Genomic DNA, 16,813 nt, shown 5'->3' on the forward strand with positions numbered 1-16,813 from the left:
ATATGGCAGCTTCCATCCCATATAAGGTACAGAGCGGTGAGACGTTACAGGATATAGCCAAAAAATTGGGTATCAAAGACTGGACTAAGCTCAAACAATACCATGATCAAAATGCAGGCGCTGACCCAAAGGTTCCGAATGTTCCCTATCCGGGGTTTAATCTCCTGACTCCGTCAAAAGAGGAAATATATGAGATGAACGGAGAAACTCCTCCACCCGACCCTGCTGAAGAACAAAAAAATGCCGAACAAAAACAAGGGGAGGAAAAAAAGAAGGAAGAAGAGCAGAAAAAAGAAGAGAACGCTGCTAAAAGTGATCACGATGGAAAATACTTTGTCGTACATAATGCAAAATGTGTTTGTGATAAAGCTGAAAATCCAAAACAAACCGCTGACCTTCAAGTAACGACTCATAAAATAATTGTTCTTAATGACGATAGCAGTAAGCTGGCTGCTACGGAAGAGGACAAAACCTTCAATCCACCGGTAGCAACATTCGGAAAATGTACCCTTAAGCCCTCTGCCGGAGGCAACCTGCCTTGCGCTCTGGCTCCAGCACCCAAATGGAGCAAAACCTATGAAAGCACACAGGTAATGGGCAAAAATACTCTTACAGAAATATCCGAATTGCAATGTATGGTTGGGGGCAAAATAACCATAGACAAACATGGACAGACCGATTCTGTAAGTAACGCACATGCAGATAATACCAATCCCTTAGAGCTTGCCATGGTAAATCCTGCAGTAGCACAGCCTAAGAAAAAAGAGGAATATCCTGTAGTTACTTCTATAACGCTTACAAAAATAGAAAACAGAAAAGATTTTAAAGAAATCGATTCAAAAGGTAAAAAAGATATCATTTATCTTCGAAAAAATGAAGAAACTGATTTCAAAGCCAACCTGAAGAGCGGAAACAAGCAGCTTACCTCCTGGATGATTTACAAGAATCATCAGGGTAAAAAAGAAGACAGGATTCTTCTCAAAGAACAAATCGGAACTGAGTTTTCACAGAGCTTTGCAGAAACAGGCAAATTCAGAGTAGAAGGATATGGGAAGCCTAAAAGTCCTGATTTTGAAAAAGGAAAATATGACAAATGTGACCCTTCATGCTCAATCGATATTGAAGTGGTAGAAAACACTCTGCTCGATATAGAGTGTACATCAGGAGATTTTTCGACAAGGATTGATCCTTCTAAAAACAGAAAATTCAGACGGGGTGTTCCTTCTGTCTTTAAAGCTAAATTTTTTATTCCTGATCTCACTGAAGAAGAAAAATCAAGACTTACATTATCTTTACTTGATGGAAGCGGAAATGTTGTTACGGATGCTGTTCAAGATGGAGATACATTGACGTTTACTCCTCAAAATACCCAGGCAAAATATACTATTATAGCCCGGTATATAAATGATACAGGAAACGTTATAGAAAAACAAATGTCCGGAGAAACTGAGGGTAATGCTGTAATCGGAATAAGCCATGGTGCCGAAGTAGTAAGACCGGGAACCGCCATGTCATTCAGTGTTTCGAAAATGAAATATAACTTCGGAAACAATCCTCTTTATGACCTTACTTCAGATGAGTCTTCGGAGATCAAGTGGAATTTAAACGGAATATTACAGGGCACAGGTAAAAGCATTACAATACCTGGCAATCTGCTTATGGCGCCTGGAAAATATGTTGTGGAAGCCTATAGCAAAGTTGCCAACGCTACGGGAAAACGAGCAAAAGACGAAGATGACGACTGGCGTTTCGAAGTAAAAAATAATGTGGTCACCGAAATAAAATATGATAAAAAACCAAAAGTTGGAGTCAATATTTTATTTGAAATAAGCAAAATGCTTATTAAAGACTACGATGTTTCAAAAGACGGACCTATTATCTGGAAGATCACAGGTCCGGTTACGGCAGGAGGCACAGGTGAAAAATTTTCATATAAGTTTTTAGTTCCCGGAAAATATACTATCAATTGCAGTATGGGAGGTAGAAATTGTGAAAAGCCTTTATCTTTGGATGTTATTCAGCCCAAAGTAATTGCGGATACTGCAAAATGGATGGATAATGACGGAAGCAGCGGGAATATTATAAAAGAGGCCGGCTACGGCCAGGATATATCTGCTTATGTAAGATATGAGGGATTACAAGGTGAGGAAGTAAAGCTGGAAGTATACGATAATGACAGCACGGGAAGTAATATTATTTTTGAGAAGACAGGAACTTTAAATGAAACTGCTACAGCGGTTTACTGGCCTTTCACGTTAGATGACTCTATAAAACAGAAAATAGAAAGCAAGGGAGTAACTAAAAAAGGAGAATTGTTCTTTAAAATGAAATCCACAAACCCTTCGCTCATCATTCAGAATGCAGATAAGGCACTCGCCTCTTCTCTTATAGTTTCTGATGTTCCCAAAATCGTGGATGCTTATTTTTGTGATGCATCAGACACTGAGAAAAGATACAACTCCCCCATCACCACTCCGCTCTATTTTAAAATTTACGCCATTAATATGGTAGACAAAAATGTTGAGGTGCATTTTATTACAAAATCAGACATATATTTCGGAATAGCATGGAGTCCTAGACAATGGAAAGACTGGAAAGACGTAAAAGAAAAATTTTCTAAAGAGACTTTTTTCAATACACAAACAGGCAAAATCAATAAAAAAGGTGAGCTTATATTAAAAGTTGATCCTACGAAATTAGGAAAGCCTAAAAATTATTTTAAAATTTCCGCCATTATTAAGGTAACAGAAGGAGAAGGAAAAGAAGCCAAGGAAAGGGCAGTGTATCTTGATCATTCCGATATGGCTATCTTATATGCGACTGCCAGCCTTCCTAATATGGTAGAAAACAAAGCTGCGGTAAAAGTTGGAAGAGAATCCTTATCAACAGGAAAAAATGAAGATGGAGTATGTGAATGTGAAGCAAAAGTAAGAGCATTCATGAGAATGCTACGGGTGGGTGAAGGTACACAGGATGAAGGAGGTTATTCAAGAATTGTAGGAGGAAGTACATTAAAAGACCATGGAAAAGATTTCAGTGACCACCCTAAAGTAATGGTCTGGATAGATCAAATAAATGACTATTCTTCAGCCGCCGGAGCCTACCAGATTACAAAAAAGAATTGGCAGGATAACGGTTTTGCAACATGGAGAACCAATCATGGTATCACAGATTTTTCACCTGAAAGCCAGGATAAATATTGTGTATACCTGATTAAAGAAAAGAAAAAAGCATTAGATTTAATTAAAAAAGACGATATCAAAGGAGCCATCAGTAAGTGTAGAACTGAGTGGGCAAGTTTACCGGGGGCAGGATATGGTCAAAGAGAAGAAGCACTTGATCATGTTTTGAAAAAATATGAGCAATTCTATCAGGAAGAATTAAAAGGGCCAACCAATCATTTACATCTGAAAAAAGGATTTCTCAAAGAATTTGGCGAGAAGTGTTGTGACGAAGTGAAAGCAGTGGCAGGAGATATTAATAAATACAAAATTGATGTAGATAAATACACTTGCCCTAAGGTTATGAAATGCGATACATCTAAAAAATACCAATATGATATCTATGACAATAACCAATTAGTGAAAACAATTACTCTGGAGAAAAATGAGCATAACCTATTACCTTTTCCAGAGACAGGACCTAATTGGGGTAGATTCGGAACGAGAGACAGAGGAGGTGATAACTGGGTTGCGGAAGATGTATGTGCAGCATTATTAGGATTCTTTTATTCATTACCTAAAAATAATTTTTCTGAAACCTTGTATTTCAATGATATATCTGCAAATGATGGACGAAATATAGGGCACTCCGGACATAATGAAGCAGGAAATGACATCGATATACGATATCCGGGTAGTTCAAACGGTGGCCAAACTTTATGGAGTGATGCAAAAGAAGCCTATAAAACAGAAGAGAAATTTATTGAAGTTTTGGAAAATATACTCCTGGTGGGAACCAAATGGGGCTTTAATAAAAACTATGCTTATAAAAAAGATATCAAGCATACTACCGGTAAGGCGACTTCAGTTCACCAGGATCATTTCCATTTAGGATTAAGATAACAAATATGATGAAAACAAATTTTTCCCTTTATACACTCATAGCGTTTGTTTTATTATTTTTTAATAATTTTAAAAGCCAGGAGAAAAGAGAGCTAAATTATCAGAATGATGATTTAATACAAACTATTGGGATAGGTCTGGTACAATTAGTAAAAACGGATAAGGATATTGTTCTGTATACTGATAAATCCTTATCTCATATTAAAATAAAAAAAGCACAACCAGGAAAAGATATTATTCCTCTTCTTAATAAGGCAGATTATGGTATTCTTTTCTTCAGCTGTGTAGAAAAAAATGATAAGTTTTACAAGGTGGTAACATCCAAAAATAATTATGCCTATATAAAACCTTCAGAAAACTATTTATTTTATAGCTGGAAGGATTTTTTGGAGGATCAGATAACTAGTATTGAAACGAAGGATCCTAAAAAAAATCCTCCGCGTGAAGCAATTAATGGCAAAATACTAGATATAAAAAACTGGAAATCTGATGATGAAATCGAAGTACTGAAAATCCAGGGCACCTGGTTACAGGTTAAAAACATAACCAGAAATAACCAAATATTTTGGATCGAATGGCGCAGTAATGATCAATTAAAAATATACTTAAACCTTTTAATGTAAAAATGAAAACAACCCTATTAAGTATTATATTAACTTCCATTTTCTTTATAAATTGCAGTAAGCCTACCCCTGAAAAAGGACAAGGCTCAGGAAACCCTACAACAGAAAAAAAAGAAGTCAAAACATCTAAAAATGAAAATTTTGATTTTAAGGTTAGTGTTGCTGCTAAAGATGACGAAAACAGGCCTGTTCAATTAAAAATTAACATCTTTAAAAATAATAAGGGTTTTCAGGAAATCATGTATACACCAGGGACGTGGCCTGTCGTTGAAGATTCTTTGAGTTTAAACAGAATTAATTATTTCTTATCCGGAGAAAAAATAAAAGAAGGAATCGAAAATTATCATGATTTTATCATTGCTGATTTTAATTTTGACCAGCTTGAAGATTTTGCCATTCTGTATGATTCCGGAGGCAATGGTGGACCTGCATACTCTTACTATTTCCAGGATAAAAATGATGGCACATTTAAAATGAATAAAGAATTTCCTTTAAACGAAGGAGCCTTTCCAAAAATTATAGATAGTAACAATAAAACTTTGACAACCATTGCGCCATTAGGTTGCTGTAAAATAAATACTACCATTTTTCAGCTAAAGGAAAACAAGTGGAATATTCTGTCTTCAAAAGAGCAGGATATGAAACGTTAATAAAATATATCCCTACTTGTGGTTTTTTTTCATAAATTTAGTTTCTAAAACAAATTTAAGATGAAACAATTTATAACCTTAATGAGTCTGGGCGCCCTATTGCTGGTAAGTTGCAATGCTCCCAAAAAAGAAGCAATAGCAACAGATAAAGCTTCTCAGGGAAAAAATGTAAAAATCGAGTTTACAGGTACAGACAATGTAATTCCCAAAAATGCAAAGCTTAAAGTTAATTTGTATGGGGTACCTGCTAATATGGCTGATGTACCGGCAACCTTAATCGCAGAGAAAGAATATTCACAGGAAAAAATTCCTTTTACCATTGAACTTCCTGTACCTAACAACCCCGAAAGTCTAATTAAACCGGAAGTAAAGAAAGGAGATCCGGTAAAGTATTACGTTACGATTAATTGGGATTCCGATGGAAACGGAGTTGAAGATAAAGGAGATATCGTTATTGATTATGATAAAAAATTTCCAACCATCGATATTAATCAAGACCATCAACAAATCTTTTTAAAAGTATCAAAATAGAAACATCATATCGTAAAAAATAAAAAGAGTGAACCTGGATAAGGTTCACTCTTTTATATCTTAAAGCTATTAAGTCTTATGCATCTGCAGCAGGAACAAAAACTCTTTGAGCTAATTCCTGATCAAAAAGATACAATGCCGAAGGATTATCACAAACCATTTTGATTTTAGTAACCAATTGAGATGCGCTTGCCTCTTCCTCTACCTGCTCATTAATAAACCACTGTAAAAAAGAAGTTGTTGCAAAATCTCCCTCATCATTTGCATTCTTTACAATATTGAAAATACTTTTAGTTACTATTTTTTCGTGTTCAAGTGCTTTTTCAAAAATATCTGTTGCATTATCAAACTCATGAGGTGGTTTTGGAATTTCTCCGATAATGATTTCTCCTCCTACATCATTTAAATAATCAAACATCTTATCTGCATGCATTAATTCTTCCTTACTCTGAACCCTGAAATAATTGGCAATCCCGTCAAGATCCTTACTTGAAAACCAAGCAGACATTGAAAGGTAATATTGTGCGGCATATTGTTCGTGGGCTATTTGTTCGTTGATTAATTTTGCAATTTTTTCGCTTACCATAATAAAAGATTATATTCAAAATTACGGAATTAAAGCCCGATTTCAAAAAAATTAATGAAAATTAATGTAAAAAGGACGGAATTACTTCCGTCCTCAACACATTAAAAAAACACAATTATAAACTATCAATTTGTATTTGCAGTACCCGCAGGCATCGGCTTAACCATCATTTTTCTGTCTTTCATTTCTGCCCTTCTTTTTTCCATTTTAGCTTTTCTATCAGCCTGCCATTTATCATACTGCTCTGGAGTTAATATCTTTTTCATGTCCGCATCCATTTGTGCTCTTTTAGCTTTCATTTCCTCCATCTTCGCTTGTCTCTCTCCTTTATTCTTTTCGAAATCAGCCATCATTTCCGCTTTTCTCTTAGCCTGAAGGTCTTTAATCTGAGCAACCTGATTCTGGTTTAGATTAAGATCTTTCTGCATCTGATCCAGGCGCTCCTGTTCTCTTTGTTGCATTTTTTGCTGCATTTCAGCCTTTTTTGCCTGCTGATCCTGAGGAGTTGTTTGTTGAGCTATTGCAAAGCTTCCCATTCCGATAAAAGCTATTGCTAAAATTAATTTTTTCATTTTTTATATCTTTAATTAATTGTTATACATCTTTTTGATACTCAAACAAAACAGAAGTTAAATGAAAATATTCATAAAAAATGTTAATTTAAAGTATAAAAATCATAAAATAAAAACATAACATTAAAAAAGGACAGATTATAAAAACCTGCCCTTCACACCACTTAAATATAATATATGAAAATTAATTATTTGCCAGTTTTTGTCTGAATCCGGAACCTCTGTTGTCGTTTCCATTATTTTGCTTTCTAAAACCGGAGTTTTCAGTTCTTTGTTGTCTGAATCCTTCTCCTCCTCCGTTCCGGAAACCATTATTGTTTTCTCTTCTCGGTCCATTGTCCCTTACGGCATCCTGATTTCGGTTTGTACGGAATCCACTGTTTCCGGATCTTTCTCTGTTTATATTATTATCACTTCTGAATCCGCTGTTATTTCTAACGTTGTTATCCTGATTCCTGAAACCTCCCTGGCTTCTGAATCCATTGTTTCCCTGATTTCTGTTGTCATTATCTCTAAAGCCAGAATAGTTTCTAGTGGAAACAACTTTAAGAGTAGGATTATCCATTCTTCGGAATCTTGCCCTATCTACTCTATAAACATTGATGTTTATATTTCTGTAACGTGGCATCACAGCATATCTTGGAACATAATAGCTTCTTCTGTAGTTTTGAAAGTAAACAATAGGACTTGAACCGTGATAGTAATTGTTTTGGAAAACAACAAAAACCCTTGGTCCTAAAATTCTTTGCATTGCATAAAATCTATCATAATACCATCTGTCCGGATTGTACCTGTAGAAGTTATTCCAGCTTGAAAAACTGGAGTAAAGATTATTCAGATATAAGATCTGATCAATCTGCCACCGGTTTAATCTGTTTTGAGCAAAGAATACATTCCAGTTTACATTGATGATACTGTTCCTGTAATCATTGTAGTAGCTTTGGTAATAATCATTAGGATAATAGTCCTGAGGATAGTTGTAATAGTAATCGTCAGGGAAATAATTCTGATCGTCCTGGTTGCTGTAGTATCCGTTATTATTATCATACCCATCATCATCCCATCCGTTATTTGGATACTGCTGGCCGAACGACAAAGTCGCCAAACCCAGTGCAAATCCTAAAAGTATATTTTTCATCTCAATAGCGTTAATTGGTTAATATATAGTAGAATATCTCTATTCTATCTCTTTGATACGAATAAAAAAAAGAAGTTAAATCTTTTCATTCAACTTCTTTTAAAATATCATTAATTAATTGATAATCAATTGTTAAATCTTACTTCCGACCACTATCTTTTACCCAGTGACTGATTTTTTCATTAAATGCAGTTTTGTCCATTAAGCTTTCGAGGTTCAAATGCATGCGGTAACGCCAGTAATGAGGGAAAACAGCTGGATCATTAATTCTTTCATTATCCATTTCAGGGTTTACAAGCTCTTCATCAGTCGCTAAATATTCCTGAAGAGGAAAAACCGCCAGCATAGCATCATTGTACAAATGCTGCTTCATAATGATTTCCGCCAAATAAGCATTAAGATCTTTTGGAGCCTTTCCATATTGTATCAGCTGATTATTAAAATATTTTTGAGTTAAATCCGGATCCTCCTTCCACCATTGCCGTAAAGTTGAGCTATCATGTGATGATGCCGTAACCACATTCATATAATTTGCAATTTTGGGATTATAAAATGGAATATCATCCGAAGGCATACGCTGGACTTTTAGAGCTATGATACCGAGCTCATCCATCACTACAGGCACACAAGCCGGAACCATTCCTAAATCTTCCCCACAGATCAACATTTTTGTTGCGTTAAGTATCATAGGTAATTTTTCCATGGCCTTTTCGTACCAAAGGTGGTCTTGCCTTCTGAAAAAATAGTCGTGATACAAATTATAGATCGAATTCTTCTCCCAATCAGACAAATAAAAATAAGAATCCGTATTGTATACATTGAATCTTGGATGATACACAGTTTTCCCATTTCTCTCTTCTGTCACAAACAAAACATTTGCGCAAAGAGAAAGAAGCCTTTCTTCCAAAAAAGAATTCTCCTTATTTTTTTTGAAATAGTCCGATAATTTCCTTTGTGTATCAAACTCTTTTTTAAATGAGTAAGTTCCATCGGCATTCTTATTTACAAACTCCAGAACCTTACTACTCTCGTCTGCAAAATACTTCCATAAAATATGGTCATTAATAAAAGGCTTACAATACCGCTCAAAATTAAAAGGAATGTTCAGAGCTTTAAATTCCTCAGCTACTATAGGAACAGCTGGATAAAAATATCCGAGTATACCCTGAGTGGCGGATATGGGCATTCTCCATATTCTGAAAAAGCCTAAAATATGATCTATTCTCATGGCATCGAAATACTGCTCCAAAGCTTTAAACCTGTTCTTCCACCATCGATAATCATCTTTCTTCATGGCTTCCCAGTTATAGGTTGGAAATTCCCAGTTTTGTCCCAGTTCAGTAAACTGGTCAGGTGGTGCCCCAGCCTGGAAATCCATTCCAAACAGTTCTGGTTCAGCCCAGGCTTCTACAGAATACCTGTAAATACCAATAGGCAGATCTCCTTTTACCGAAACACCCAAACTATGAATATGATCTATAGTTTCCTTCAGTTGCTTATGAAGCTGATACTGAACCCAGGCATGAAGCATCGAATCATCATAATCTTTACTTTTTGCAGAAAAAAATGGGGCAATTTTTCCGGCAATATATTTTTTGTGTGTTTTCCAGTTATTAAAGTTGGGCGTTTTATATTTATCCCTCAATACACAAAACGCACAATAAGGAATCAGCCAGCTTTCATTATCTTTTATAAACTTTTTGAAATTTCTGTCTTTATAAATCTTGGTCTTCTGCAAGCTAAAAACAGCTTTCAGAAATTTCCATTTGCCGGCAATTACTTTTTCATAATCAATCAATTCTAAAGCATTCAATTCTTTTTTTTCTGACTGATATTCTTCAACTAAATCATCAGGTAAAGCATAATCAAGATTTTCCAGTGAAATATATTGTGGGTGTAAAGCATAAACAGAAACAGCGGCATAAGGATAGGAATCCGTCCAGGAATAATTAGCTGTAGTGTCATTAATAGGAAGAATCTGAATAATACCAAGATCAGTCTTTTGTGCCCATTCGGCTAACTTTTTCATATCAGCAAATTCCCCTACACCAAACCCATCTTCACTCCTCAAAGAGAATACAGGAACTGCAACTCCTGCATCATGGTACATCTGATAAGCTTTAAATTTAAAATAATGGTTGGCAAGGACCTGTAAAACATCAGGCTGAAGATTAGGAACCGTAAATCTATTCTCACCAGTTTCTACGTCTACAACTTTCTGTAAACTTTTATCGTAAATACAATATTTATACTGTATAAATTCATTTTCAGGAATTTCCACTGTTGCTTCCCAAACTCCAAAGTCAGTTTGGGATAAATGAATTACCCTTTCATAATCCCAGCTACCTAAAGATTCAGTGTTCCCAAAAAGAACGACCTGCCAGTCCGGGTTATAAATAGGAGCTTCAATCCTGAATAAATGAGTATGCTTCTTGAGAACCGTAATTTTCTCCGGAACAAAGTGATTAAGTTTATTATAAAGAATTTTATTGTTGAGATAGTTTTCAGGAAAGTTCTTATTATTCCACTCATCAAAGATTAAAAATTCTTTATAATTATGGGGAAAATTCAAATGATGGGATACAAACTCTTCCCTCAGGACATTCCCTCTTTCATTGATATGTTGATATTTATAAGAAATAGATTTTGAGAAATAATCTACCTCACATTTCCATAAACCGTTTTCTGTGTAGAACATTTTATGAACTTTAGATGCAGCTCCTTCTTCTTTGATCACCAACTGTAATCCTTCTCCAATTTGCGCGCTGTATCCTACATTAAAGTATAATTTCATCTCTATTTTTTTATAAAAATACACTATAATCTCGAAAAACAAAACTTATTCAAGATCAAATATTCATTAAAAAAACCTTTTCAGTCACTTTGAAAAGGTTTTAAAATCATAAAAATTCAGGATATTATTTAGTGACAATAATCTTCTTATTTAATAATATTTTACCTGAGTCTTCTGTAAGATTTACAATATATGCTCCGTCCACTAAATTATTCAGAAATACTTTTTGGTTTAAAGTTCCTCCTTTAGCAGATATATTTTGTTTCATCACATTTTTACCAGACATATCAAACACATTAAGTATAATATTTTCTTTGATCTTTTGATCATTCATATCTATTGTAATAAAATGCTCGTTAACCTTTGTGGGATAAATATCTACGTGGGTTAAAATATTTGAGCTTACGGACTTATCGTTTACAAAATACTTACTTGCCAGGTCATAAATATGCAGATTCAGATCTCCGGGAATTTTATCCGCGGTTAATGTCTGCATATCCACCTCATACAATGGGGCTCCCTTTGCACTTGCAATCACTACCTTTCCTTTTGAATTAACGGCAGAACCATTCACTGAATAATTTTCAGGTAGACCGGTGATCTTCCCCACAAACCTTGCCTTAAGTTCTTTTTTCAGAATTTTAAAGACATTTCCTGATGTCGAAAAAACATAGAAATTACCGTCTGCATCAGCAATCATATCTCCACCAAAACCTGTTTCAATAGTTGTAAAAGAATTCTTTCCGTTGGATATATCATCTTTAATAATTCCCAGGTCATGAACCGAATATTGATTACCTGTTCTGGTAATTTGTAAAAATTGAGTTCCTGCATTATTAATAGCATAAACATTTCCATCGTATCCTGTTGCCATTCTCGTTATATGGGAATTAATATCACACGCGGTTACTCTTGTTACGTTATTTTCTACCAAAGTAATTTCTTTGGTTTTATTGTTTAAAACATATACATTAGAAGAAAACATCGGCATGTATATCAGATTATTTCCCGACGGATCATAAGCTAAAGCAGCCATCGTTGCAGACTGGGCATGGTTATAAGAGTTTTTATCCTCAATAACAGATCCGTTTCTCGACTGTGAAAATACTTTTGCCATAGAATCAGCTGCCAACACAGTTTCACCGGAAGTTCCATTGATAACATCCAGGGCCCGGAAATCATTAAAAATAATGCTCGGAGTATCTTTTCCGGTAAGTGCGAAGAAATCTTGCTGCCCGGAGGCTTTCACTCCTAATAACAGTAAGATGACAGGGAATAAATATTTTTTCATAATTAATAGGATTTATTATCACTAAGTTACATATTTTCTAGATTAAATAATAAAAAATACAATTATTTAAAAATTTAATAATACATCAGTAGCTTTAATTAGCATATTCATTAAATCTAATATTTATTCAAATAAAAAAATCCCACAGATTCTACTGATTTGAACAGACATTCTATTTGAAAGCTGCGTAATCCGTAAAACCTGTGGGAGGTAATATGTAAAAAGATCTACTTTTAATTCAAAACATAAGTAGTTCCGTCTCTTCCATCTTTTAGCTCTATTCCTTCAGCAAGTAACTTATCCCTGATCTGGTCTGAAAGCTCAAAGTTTTTAGATTTTCTGGCTTGATTTCTTAATTCAATCAGAACCTGTAAGGTCTGATCAAGCTTTTCATTATTATTTTCTTCAATAGGCTGTAGGCCCAGGACATCAAAAATAAAAGCATGTAAAGTAGATTTTAAATCAGCAAGATCCTCTGTAGAAATGGTTTCTTTCCCATCATTCAAAGCAAAAATAAATTTCACCGCTTCAAACAAATGCGCGATCAGTATTGGTGAGTTAAAATCATCTGTCAGCGCGTCATAAGCCTTCTCCTTCCACTCTTTAAGATTGAAACCTGATTCTTTACTATCATCCGGCACAACAGAATTCAGCACTTTTACGGCTTCCATCAGCCTGATAAACCCTTTCTCACTGGCAATCATAGCATCATTAGAAATGTCCAGGACACTTCTGTAATGAGCCTGAAGGAAGCAAAATCGTACGATTGACGGGTGGAAAGGCTTCTCAAAGAAATCATTTTCACCGGAAACCAGCTGCATCGGCAGTATATAGTTTCCTGTTGATTTACTCATCCGCTGGCTGTTCATAGTTAACATATTGGCATGCATCCAGTAATTAACCGGAGCTACATCATTGCAGGCTTTACCTTGTGCAATTTCACATTCATGATGTGGGAACTTAAGATCCATTCCACCACCGTGAATATCAAATTTCTCACCGAGGTATTTAGTACTCATTGCAGTACATTCCAGGTGCCATCCCGGAAAGCCTTCTCCCCAAGGAGAATTCCATCTCATGATATGAGCAGGCGACGCTTTTTTCCAAAGTGCAAAATCCTGTGGGTTTTTCTTTTCCCCTTGCCCGTCCAGATCACGGGTATTAGCAAACAGTTCTTCTATATTACGTTTTGAAAGTTCCCCGTAATTCAATCCTCTTTTATTATACTCCAGAACATCGAAATAAACAGAACCATTACTTTCATATGCAAAACCTCTTTCAATTAACTTTTGAGTCAGCTCAATCTGCTCTACAATATGCCCGGTCGCCGTAGGCTCAATATTAGGAGGCAAAAGATTGAACATATCTAAAACTTTATGAAAATCCACAGTATATTTCTGTACGATCTCCATAGGCTCTAATTTTTCAAGACGAGTTTGCTTTACAAACCGGTCATTATCTACATTCCCATCATCAGTAAGGTGTCCCGCGTCTGTAATATTTCTAACATATCTTACTTTGTACCCTAAGTGCATTAAAGTACGGTAAATAAAATCGAAGGAAAGGAACGTTCTTACATTTCCTAAGTGTACATTGCTATAAACCGTCGGGCCACAAACATACATCCCAATGTTTCCTTCTAAAATAGGTTTGAAAATTTCTTTTTCAGCAGTTAGCGAATTATATATTTTTAATTGCATTGATTTTAAAATTAAAAGATTTAATGATTTATAATTTAGTTTAAAGTTTTAGTATTAAAAGATTGTGACCTTTTAACAGCAGCATTTCTGGCAACAACAAATGATTGTGGTTACAAAAATTTTATCTGAAACTTTTTTAAATTTTATCATTATTAAATTGTTTTTAAATGGTGCTGCAAATGATCCATATAATCCTGAATCAGATACTCCAGCGTATACACTCTCTGCTCTGTCTTTGAAGTATCACAATTTTTATGCAAAACCTCATCCGGCATATTTTCAACAACATTCACGATCTGAAGATTGAGATATTTCCAAAGATTGATCACGTCAGCTATCGGAATATTTTGATAATTCTGAGCTTTCACCCAAAAATTCTGATCGTACACTATATTTTCATTTTCCTTGTATTGGGTAACCACAAATCTCCTGATATTGGTTAGTGCACTATCACAAAGATGACCTAAAATTTCTTTTTTGGACCACTTCTCAGCAGAAAATTTGTAACTCCATTCTTCTTCAGAAATCATTCCAAATCTTTTCACCTCCGCCTCCACGGTATCTTTTAAAATCTGATAATCCATTTCGATTAATCCAAAGTCGTATGACTTCCTACATAGTGCAGGAATTCCTGTCTGGTAATAGGATTAGTCCTGAATATCCCACTTAATTCTGCCGTAATCGTAGAACTTGCCGTATCTTTAATTCCTCTGCAGTTCACACAAAGATGTTTCGCATCAATAATACACGCTACATCTTTTGTTCCCAAAGCTTCTTTAAGGGCATTTACAATTTGCATTGTAAGTCTTTCCTGAACCTGAGGTCTCTTTGCATAATAGTCTACAATCCTGTTAATTTTTGAAAGACCAATTACCTCACCATTTGAAATATAGGCAACATGTGCCTTTCCAATGATTGGTAAAAAATGATGCTCACAGAACGAATATACTGTAATATCTTTTTCCACCAACATCTGACGGTACTTATATTTATTGGAAAAAGTAGAAATTCCCGGCTTGTTTTCCGGAAGTAGTCCACCAAAAATTTCATTCACGTACATTTTTGCAACACGTTTGGGAGAATCTTTTAAGGAGTCATCCGTCATATCCATTCCCAAAGTTTCCATAATTTCCCCAAAAAGCTGGGTAATCTTTTCTATCTTTTCCTGTGGCGATTTATCAAAAGCATCTTCCCTTATAGGCGTATGTTCTTTTCCAGTGAAAATATCATCGTCGTTATCAGTAAAATCAACCATTTTTTATAATTTGCAACAAAAATACGGATAAAATCGATTCATTGATTTCAATTGAAACCAAAAACATTATCTTTCACCCTCTATTTTTATAAAATTTATGATTATTGTTGAAGAAGTACAGGATCAAGAACAAAAAAAAGAATTTCTGCAGTTTCCAGCTGTACTTTATCAGCACGATAAAAATTACATCAGACCTTTAGACAAAGATATCGAAGAAGTTTTCGATCCCAGTAAGAATAAATTTTTCAAAACCGGTGAGTGCCAAAGATTTTTGTTTAAAAATAAAGACAATCAGACTGTTGGAAAGGTCGCTGTTTTTATCAATACTTTCTACAAACAGGATCAGCCAACCGGAGGATTAGGTTTTTTCGACTGCATTAATGATCAGGAAACAGCTAATTTTATTTTTGATTATTGTAAAAACTGGCTGCACGAAAGAGGTATGGAGGCAATGGATGGACCTATTAATTTTGGAGAAAGAGATAAATTCTGGGGTCTCCTTTCAGATGGATTTTCACCTCCCTTATTTGGCATGAATTATAATTTTCCTTATTACAAAGATCTCTTTGAAAATTATGGATTCAGGTTATATTTTGAACAGCTTTGCTTTTCAAGACCTATCTTCGCGGACGTTTCACGGGTATTTAAGGTAATGCATGAAAAGCACCGCCGAAATCCGTCCATCTCTGCACAGCCCATGAAAAAAAATAATCTGGAAAAATTTGCAAAAGATTTCACGGAGGTTTATAATAGTGCCTGGGCAGCGCATGGAGAAGGAAAAAGACTGGAAGAAGGTAAGGTGCTGAAAATGTTCAAAACTATGAAACCTATTATCAACGAACACATTTCATGGTTCGTTTATGAAAATGAAAAGCCGATTGCCATGTGGATGAATATTCCGGACGTGAATCAATGGATCAGATACCTTAACGGAAAGTTCGGATGTATAGAAAAATTGAAGTTCCTTTGGTACAAAACATTCAAAAAAAATGAAAAAATGATCGGATTGGTTTTCGGCGTTATTCCCGAATGGCAAAGGAAAGGAATTGATGGATATATGATCTGGGAAGGAACCCAGCATCTGAGAAAACATACAGATTTTAAAGTGACCGAGCTTCAATGGATCGGAGACTTTAATCCGAAAATGATAAAAATTGCAGAAACTCTCGATACTACTGTGACCAGAAAGTTAATTACCTATCGGTATCTTTTTGATAGGAACAAACATTTTGAAAGACATCCTATCCTTTAGTTCTATTTCAGAACGTTTGCAGAAATGGAAACTGATGGCTTTTTTTAATGTATTAAACTCGGCTATAATCTCCTGAACATTTTTTTTGGGAGATAAACAACAATCTACTTAGCATTTTTTTGCTAAAAGCCCATTCCATTCTATGAATATTTTTCAAAATTTTAAAAATCCAGATTTATTTTTTTCTTTATTTTTTTAAATAAATTACAAATACAGACCAGAATATCAAATTGTTACGTGTTTTAAATCTACATATAGTGAACATTTCATATGTTTGCAAAAACACAAATAAATTTGATCACTACATGAAAAATAATTTCCCCTATACATTTTAACAGATAAAATGTATTTCTAATG

Annotated in this window: 13 protein-coding genes; 5 read left to right on the forward strand and 8 right to left on the reverse strand. The window is 34.8% G+C overall.

From position 1 onward, the window contains the following. The first annotated feature begins 2 nt into the window (after nt 1-2). Genes G9C87_RS19745 through G9C87_RS19760 form a run of 4 tightly spaced genes read left to right on the forward strand, consistent with a single transcriptional unit; the run spans nt 3 to nt 5,868 of the window. Nucleotides 3-4,064 carry a PAAR-like protein gene (locus G9C87_RS19745; RefSeq protein WP_228457059.1) on the forward strand — a complete coding sequence of 1,354 codons (4,062 nt, stop codon included), beginning with the start codon at nt 3-5 and terminating at the stop codon, nt 4,062-4,064. A 5-nt stretch (nt 4,065-4,069) separates the two neighbouring features. Next, the gene (locus tag G9C87_RS19750) at nt 4,070-4,687 is read left to right on the forward strand and encodes a hypothetical protein (RefSeq protein WP_172284360.1); all 618 of its coding nucleotides are present in this window, start codon (nt 4,070-4,072) and stop codon (nt 4,685-4,687) included. 2 nt (nt 4,688-4,689) lie between these two features. Next, nucleotides 4,690-5,337 (forward strand): XAC2610-related protein, encoded by a 648-nt coding sequence (locus G9C87_RS19755; protein WP_172284362.1) that lies wholly within the window; start codon nt 4,690-4,692, stop codon nt 5,335-5,337. A 60-nt stretch (nt 5,338-5,397) separates the two neighbouring features. Then, on the forward strand, nt 5,398-5,868 hold the full coding sequence (locus G9C87_RS19760) for a hypothetical protein (RefSeq protein WP_172284364.1): 471 nt from the start codon (nt 5,398-5,400) through the stop codon (nt 5,866-5,868). A 76-nt stretch (nt 5,869-5,944) separates the two neighbouring features. Here G9C87_RS19760 and G9C87_RS19765 read toward each other — a convergent pair whose 3' ends face one another. From G9C87_RS19765 to folE, 8 genes are all read right to left on the reverse strand, one after another. Further along, a complete protein-coding gene (locus G9C87_RS19765) occupies nt 5,945-6,454 on the reverse strand; it encodes a ferritin (protein ID WP_172284366.1) in 510 nt (169 codons plus the stop codon). Nucleotides 6,455-6,579: 125 nt separating this feature from the next. Next, complete coding sequence (locus tag G9C87_RS19770) at nt 6,580-7,026, reverse strand: hypothetical protein (RefSeq protein WP_172284367.1); 447 nt, start codon at nt 7,024-7,026, stop codon at nt 6,580-6,582. Nucleotides 7,027-7,210: 184 nt separating this feature from the next. Then, nucleotides 7,211-8,164, reverse strand: a complete 954-nt coding sequence (locus G9C87_RS19775) for a hypothetical protein (RefSeq protein WP_172284369.1) — start codon at nt 8,162-8,164, stop codon at nt 7,211-7,213. Nucleotides 8,165-8,303: 139 nt separating this feature from the next. Continuing rightward, nucleotides 8,304-10,958, reverse strand: coding sequence for a 4-alpha-glucanotransferase (locus G9C87_RS19780; protein WP_172284371.1), 2,655 nt, complete (start codon nt 10,956-10,958; stop codon nt 8,304-8,306). A gap of 124 nt (nt 10,959-11,082) precedes the next feature. After that, a complete protein-coding gene (locus tag G9C87_RS19785) occupies nt 11,083-12,249 on the reverse strand; it encodes a T9SS type A sorting domain-containing protein (protein WP_172284373.1) in 1,167 nt (388 codons plus the stop codon). Nucleotides 12,250-12,482: 233 nt separating this feature from the next. Further along, complete coding sequence (cysS, locus tag G9C87_RS19790) at nt 12,483-13,949, reverse strand: cysteine--tRNA ligase (protein ID WP_172284375.1); 1,467 nt, start codon at nt 13,947-13,949, stop codon at nt 12,483-12,485. A 152-nt stretch (nt 13,950-14,101) separates the two neighbouring features. Beyond that, a complete protein-coding gene (locus G9C87_RS19795; protein WP_172284377.1) occupies nt 14,102-14,533 on the reverse strand; it encodes a DinB family protein in 432 nt (143 codons plus the stop codon). Nucleotides 14,534-14,538: 5 nt separating this feature from the next. Continuing rightward, nucleotides 14,539-15,204 carry a GTP cyclohydrolase I FolE gene (gene folE / locus G9C87_RS19800; protein WP_172284379.1) on the reverse strand — a complete coding sequence of 222 codons (666 nt, stop codon included), beginning with the start codon at nt 15,202-15,204 and terminating at the stop codon, nt 14,539-14,541. Nucleotides 15,205-15,301: 97 nt separating this feature from the next. Between folE and G9C87_RS19805 the strand changes: the two genes are divergently transcribed. Further along, a complete protein-coding gene (locus tag G9C87_RS19805; protein ID WP_172284381.1) occupies nt 15,302-16,456 on the forward strand; it encodes a hypothetical protein in 1,155 nt (384 codons plus the stop codon). The last annotated feature ends 357 nt before the right edge of the window (nt 16,457-16,813 follow it).

Source organism: Chryseobacterium sp. LAM-KRS1 (assembly GCF_013184525.1).
In the GTDB taxonomy this organism is placed as follows: domain Bacteria; phylum Bacteroidota; class Bacteroidia; order Flavobacteriales; family Weeksellaceae; genus Chryseobacterium; species Chryseobacterium proteolyticum.

Excerpts from the sequence above, each read along its gene's own strand:
- cysS (WP_172284375.1), bottom strand. The coding sequence starts at position 13,949 with ATGCAATTAAAAATATATAATTCGCTAACTGCTGAAAAAGAAATTTTC.
- G9C87_RS19795 (WP_172284377.1), bottom strand. The coding sequence starts at position 14,533 with ATGGATTATCAGATTTTAAAAGATACCGTGGAGGCGGAGGTGAAAAGA.
- G9C87_RS19760 (WP_172284364.1), top strand. The coding sequence starts at position 5,398 with ATGAAACAATTTATAACCTTAATGAGTCTGGGCGCCCTATTGCTGGTA.
- G9C87_RS19750 (WP_172284360.1), top strand. The coding sequence starts at position 4,070 with ATGATGAAAACAAATTTTTCCCTTTATACACTCATAGCGTTTGTTTTA.
- G9C87_RS19775 (WP_172284369.1), bottom strand. The coding sequence starts at position 8,164 with ATGAAAAATATACTTTTAGGATTTGCACTGGGTTTGGCGACTTTGTCG.
- G9C87_RS19780 (WP_172284371.1), bottom strand. The coding sequence starts at position 10,958 with ATGAAATTATACTTTAATGTAGGATACAGCGCGCAAATTGGAGAAGGA.
- G9C87_RS19765 (WP_172284366.1), bottom strand. The coding sequence starts at position 6,454 with ATGGTAAGCGAAAAAATTGCAAAATTAATCAACGAACAAATAGCCCAC.
- G9C87_RS19785 (WP_172284373.1), bottom strand. The coding sequence starts at position 12,249 with ATGAAAAAATATTTATTCCCTGTCATCTTACTGTTATTAGGAGTGAAA.
- G9C87_RS19805 (WP_172284381.1), top strand. The coding sequence starts at position 15,302 with ATGATTATTGTTGAAGAAGTACAGGATCAAGAACAAAAAAAAGAATTT.
- folE (WP_172284379.1), bottom strand. The coding sequence starts at position 15,204 with ATGGTTGATTTTACTGATAACGACGATGATATTTTCACTGGAAAAGAA.
- G9C87_RS19745 (WP_228457059.1), top strand. The coding sequence starts at position 3 with ATGGCAGCTTCCATCCCATATAAGGTACAGAGCGGTGAGACGTTACAG.
- G9C87_RS19770 (WP_172284367.1), bottom strand. The coding sequence starts at position 7,026 with ATGAAAAAATTAATTTTAGCAATAGCTTTTATCGGAATGGGAAGCTTT.
- G9C87_RS19755 (WP_172284362.1), top strand. The coding sequence starts at position 4,690 with ATGAAAACAACCCTATTAAGTATTATATTAACTTCCATTTTCTTTATA.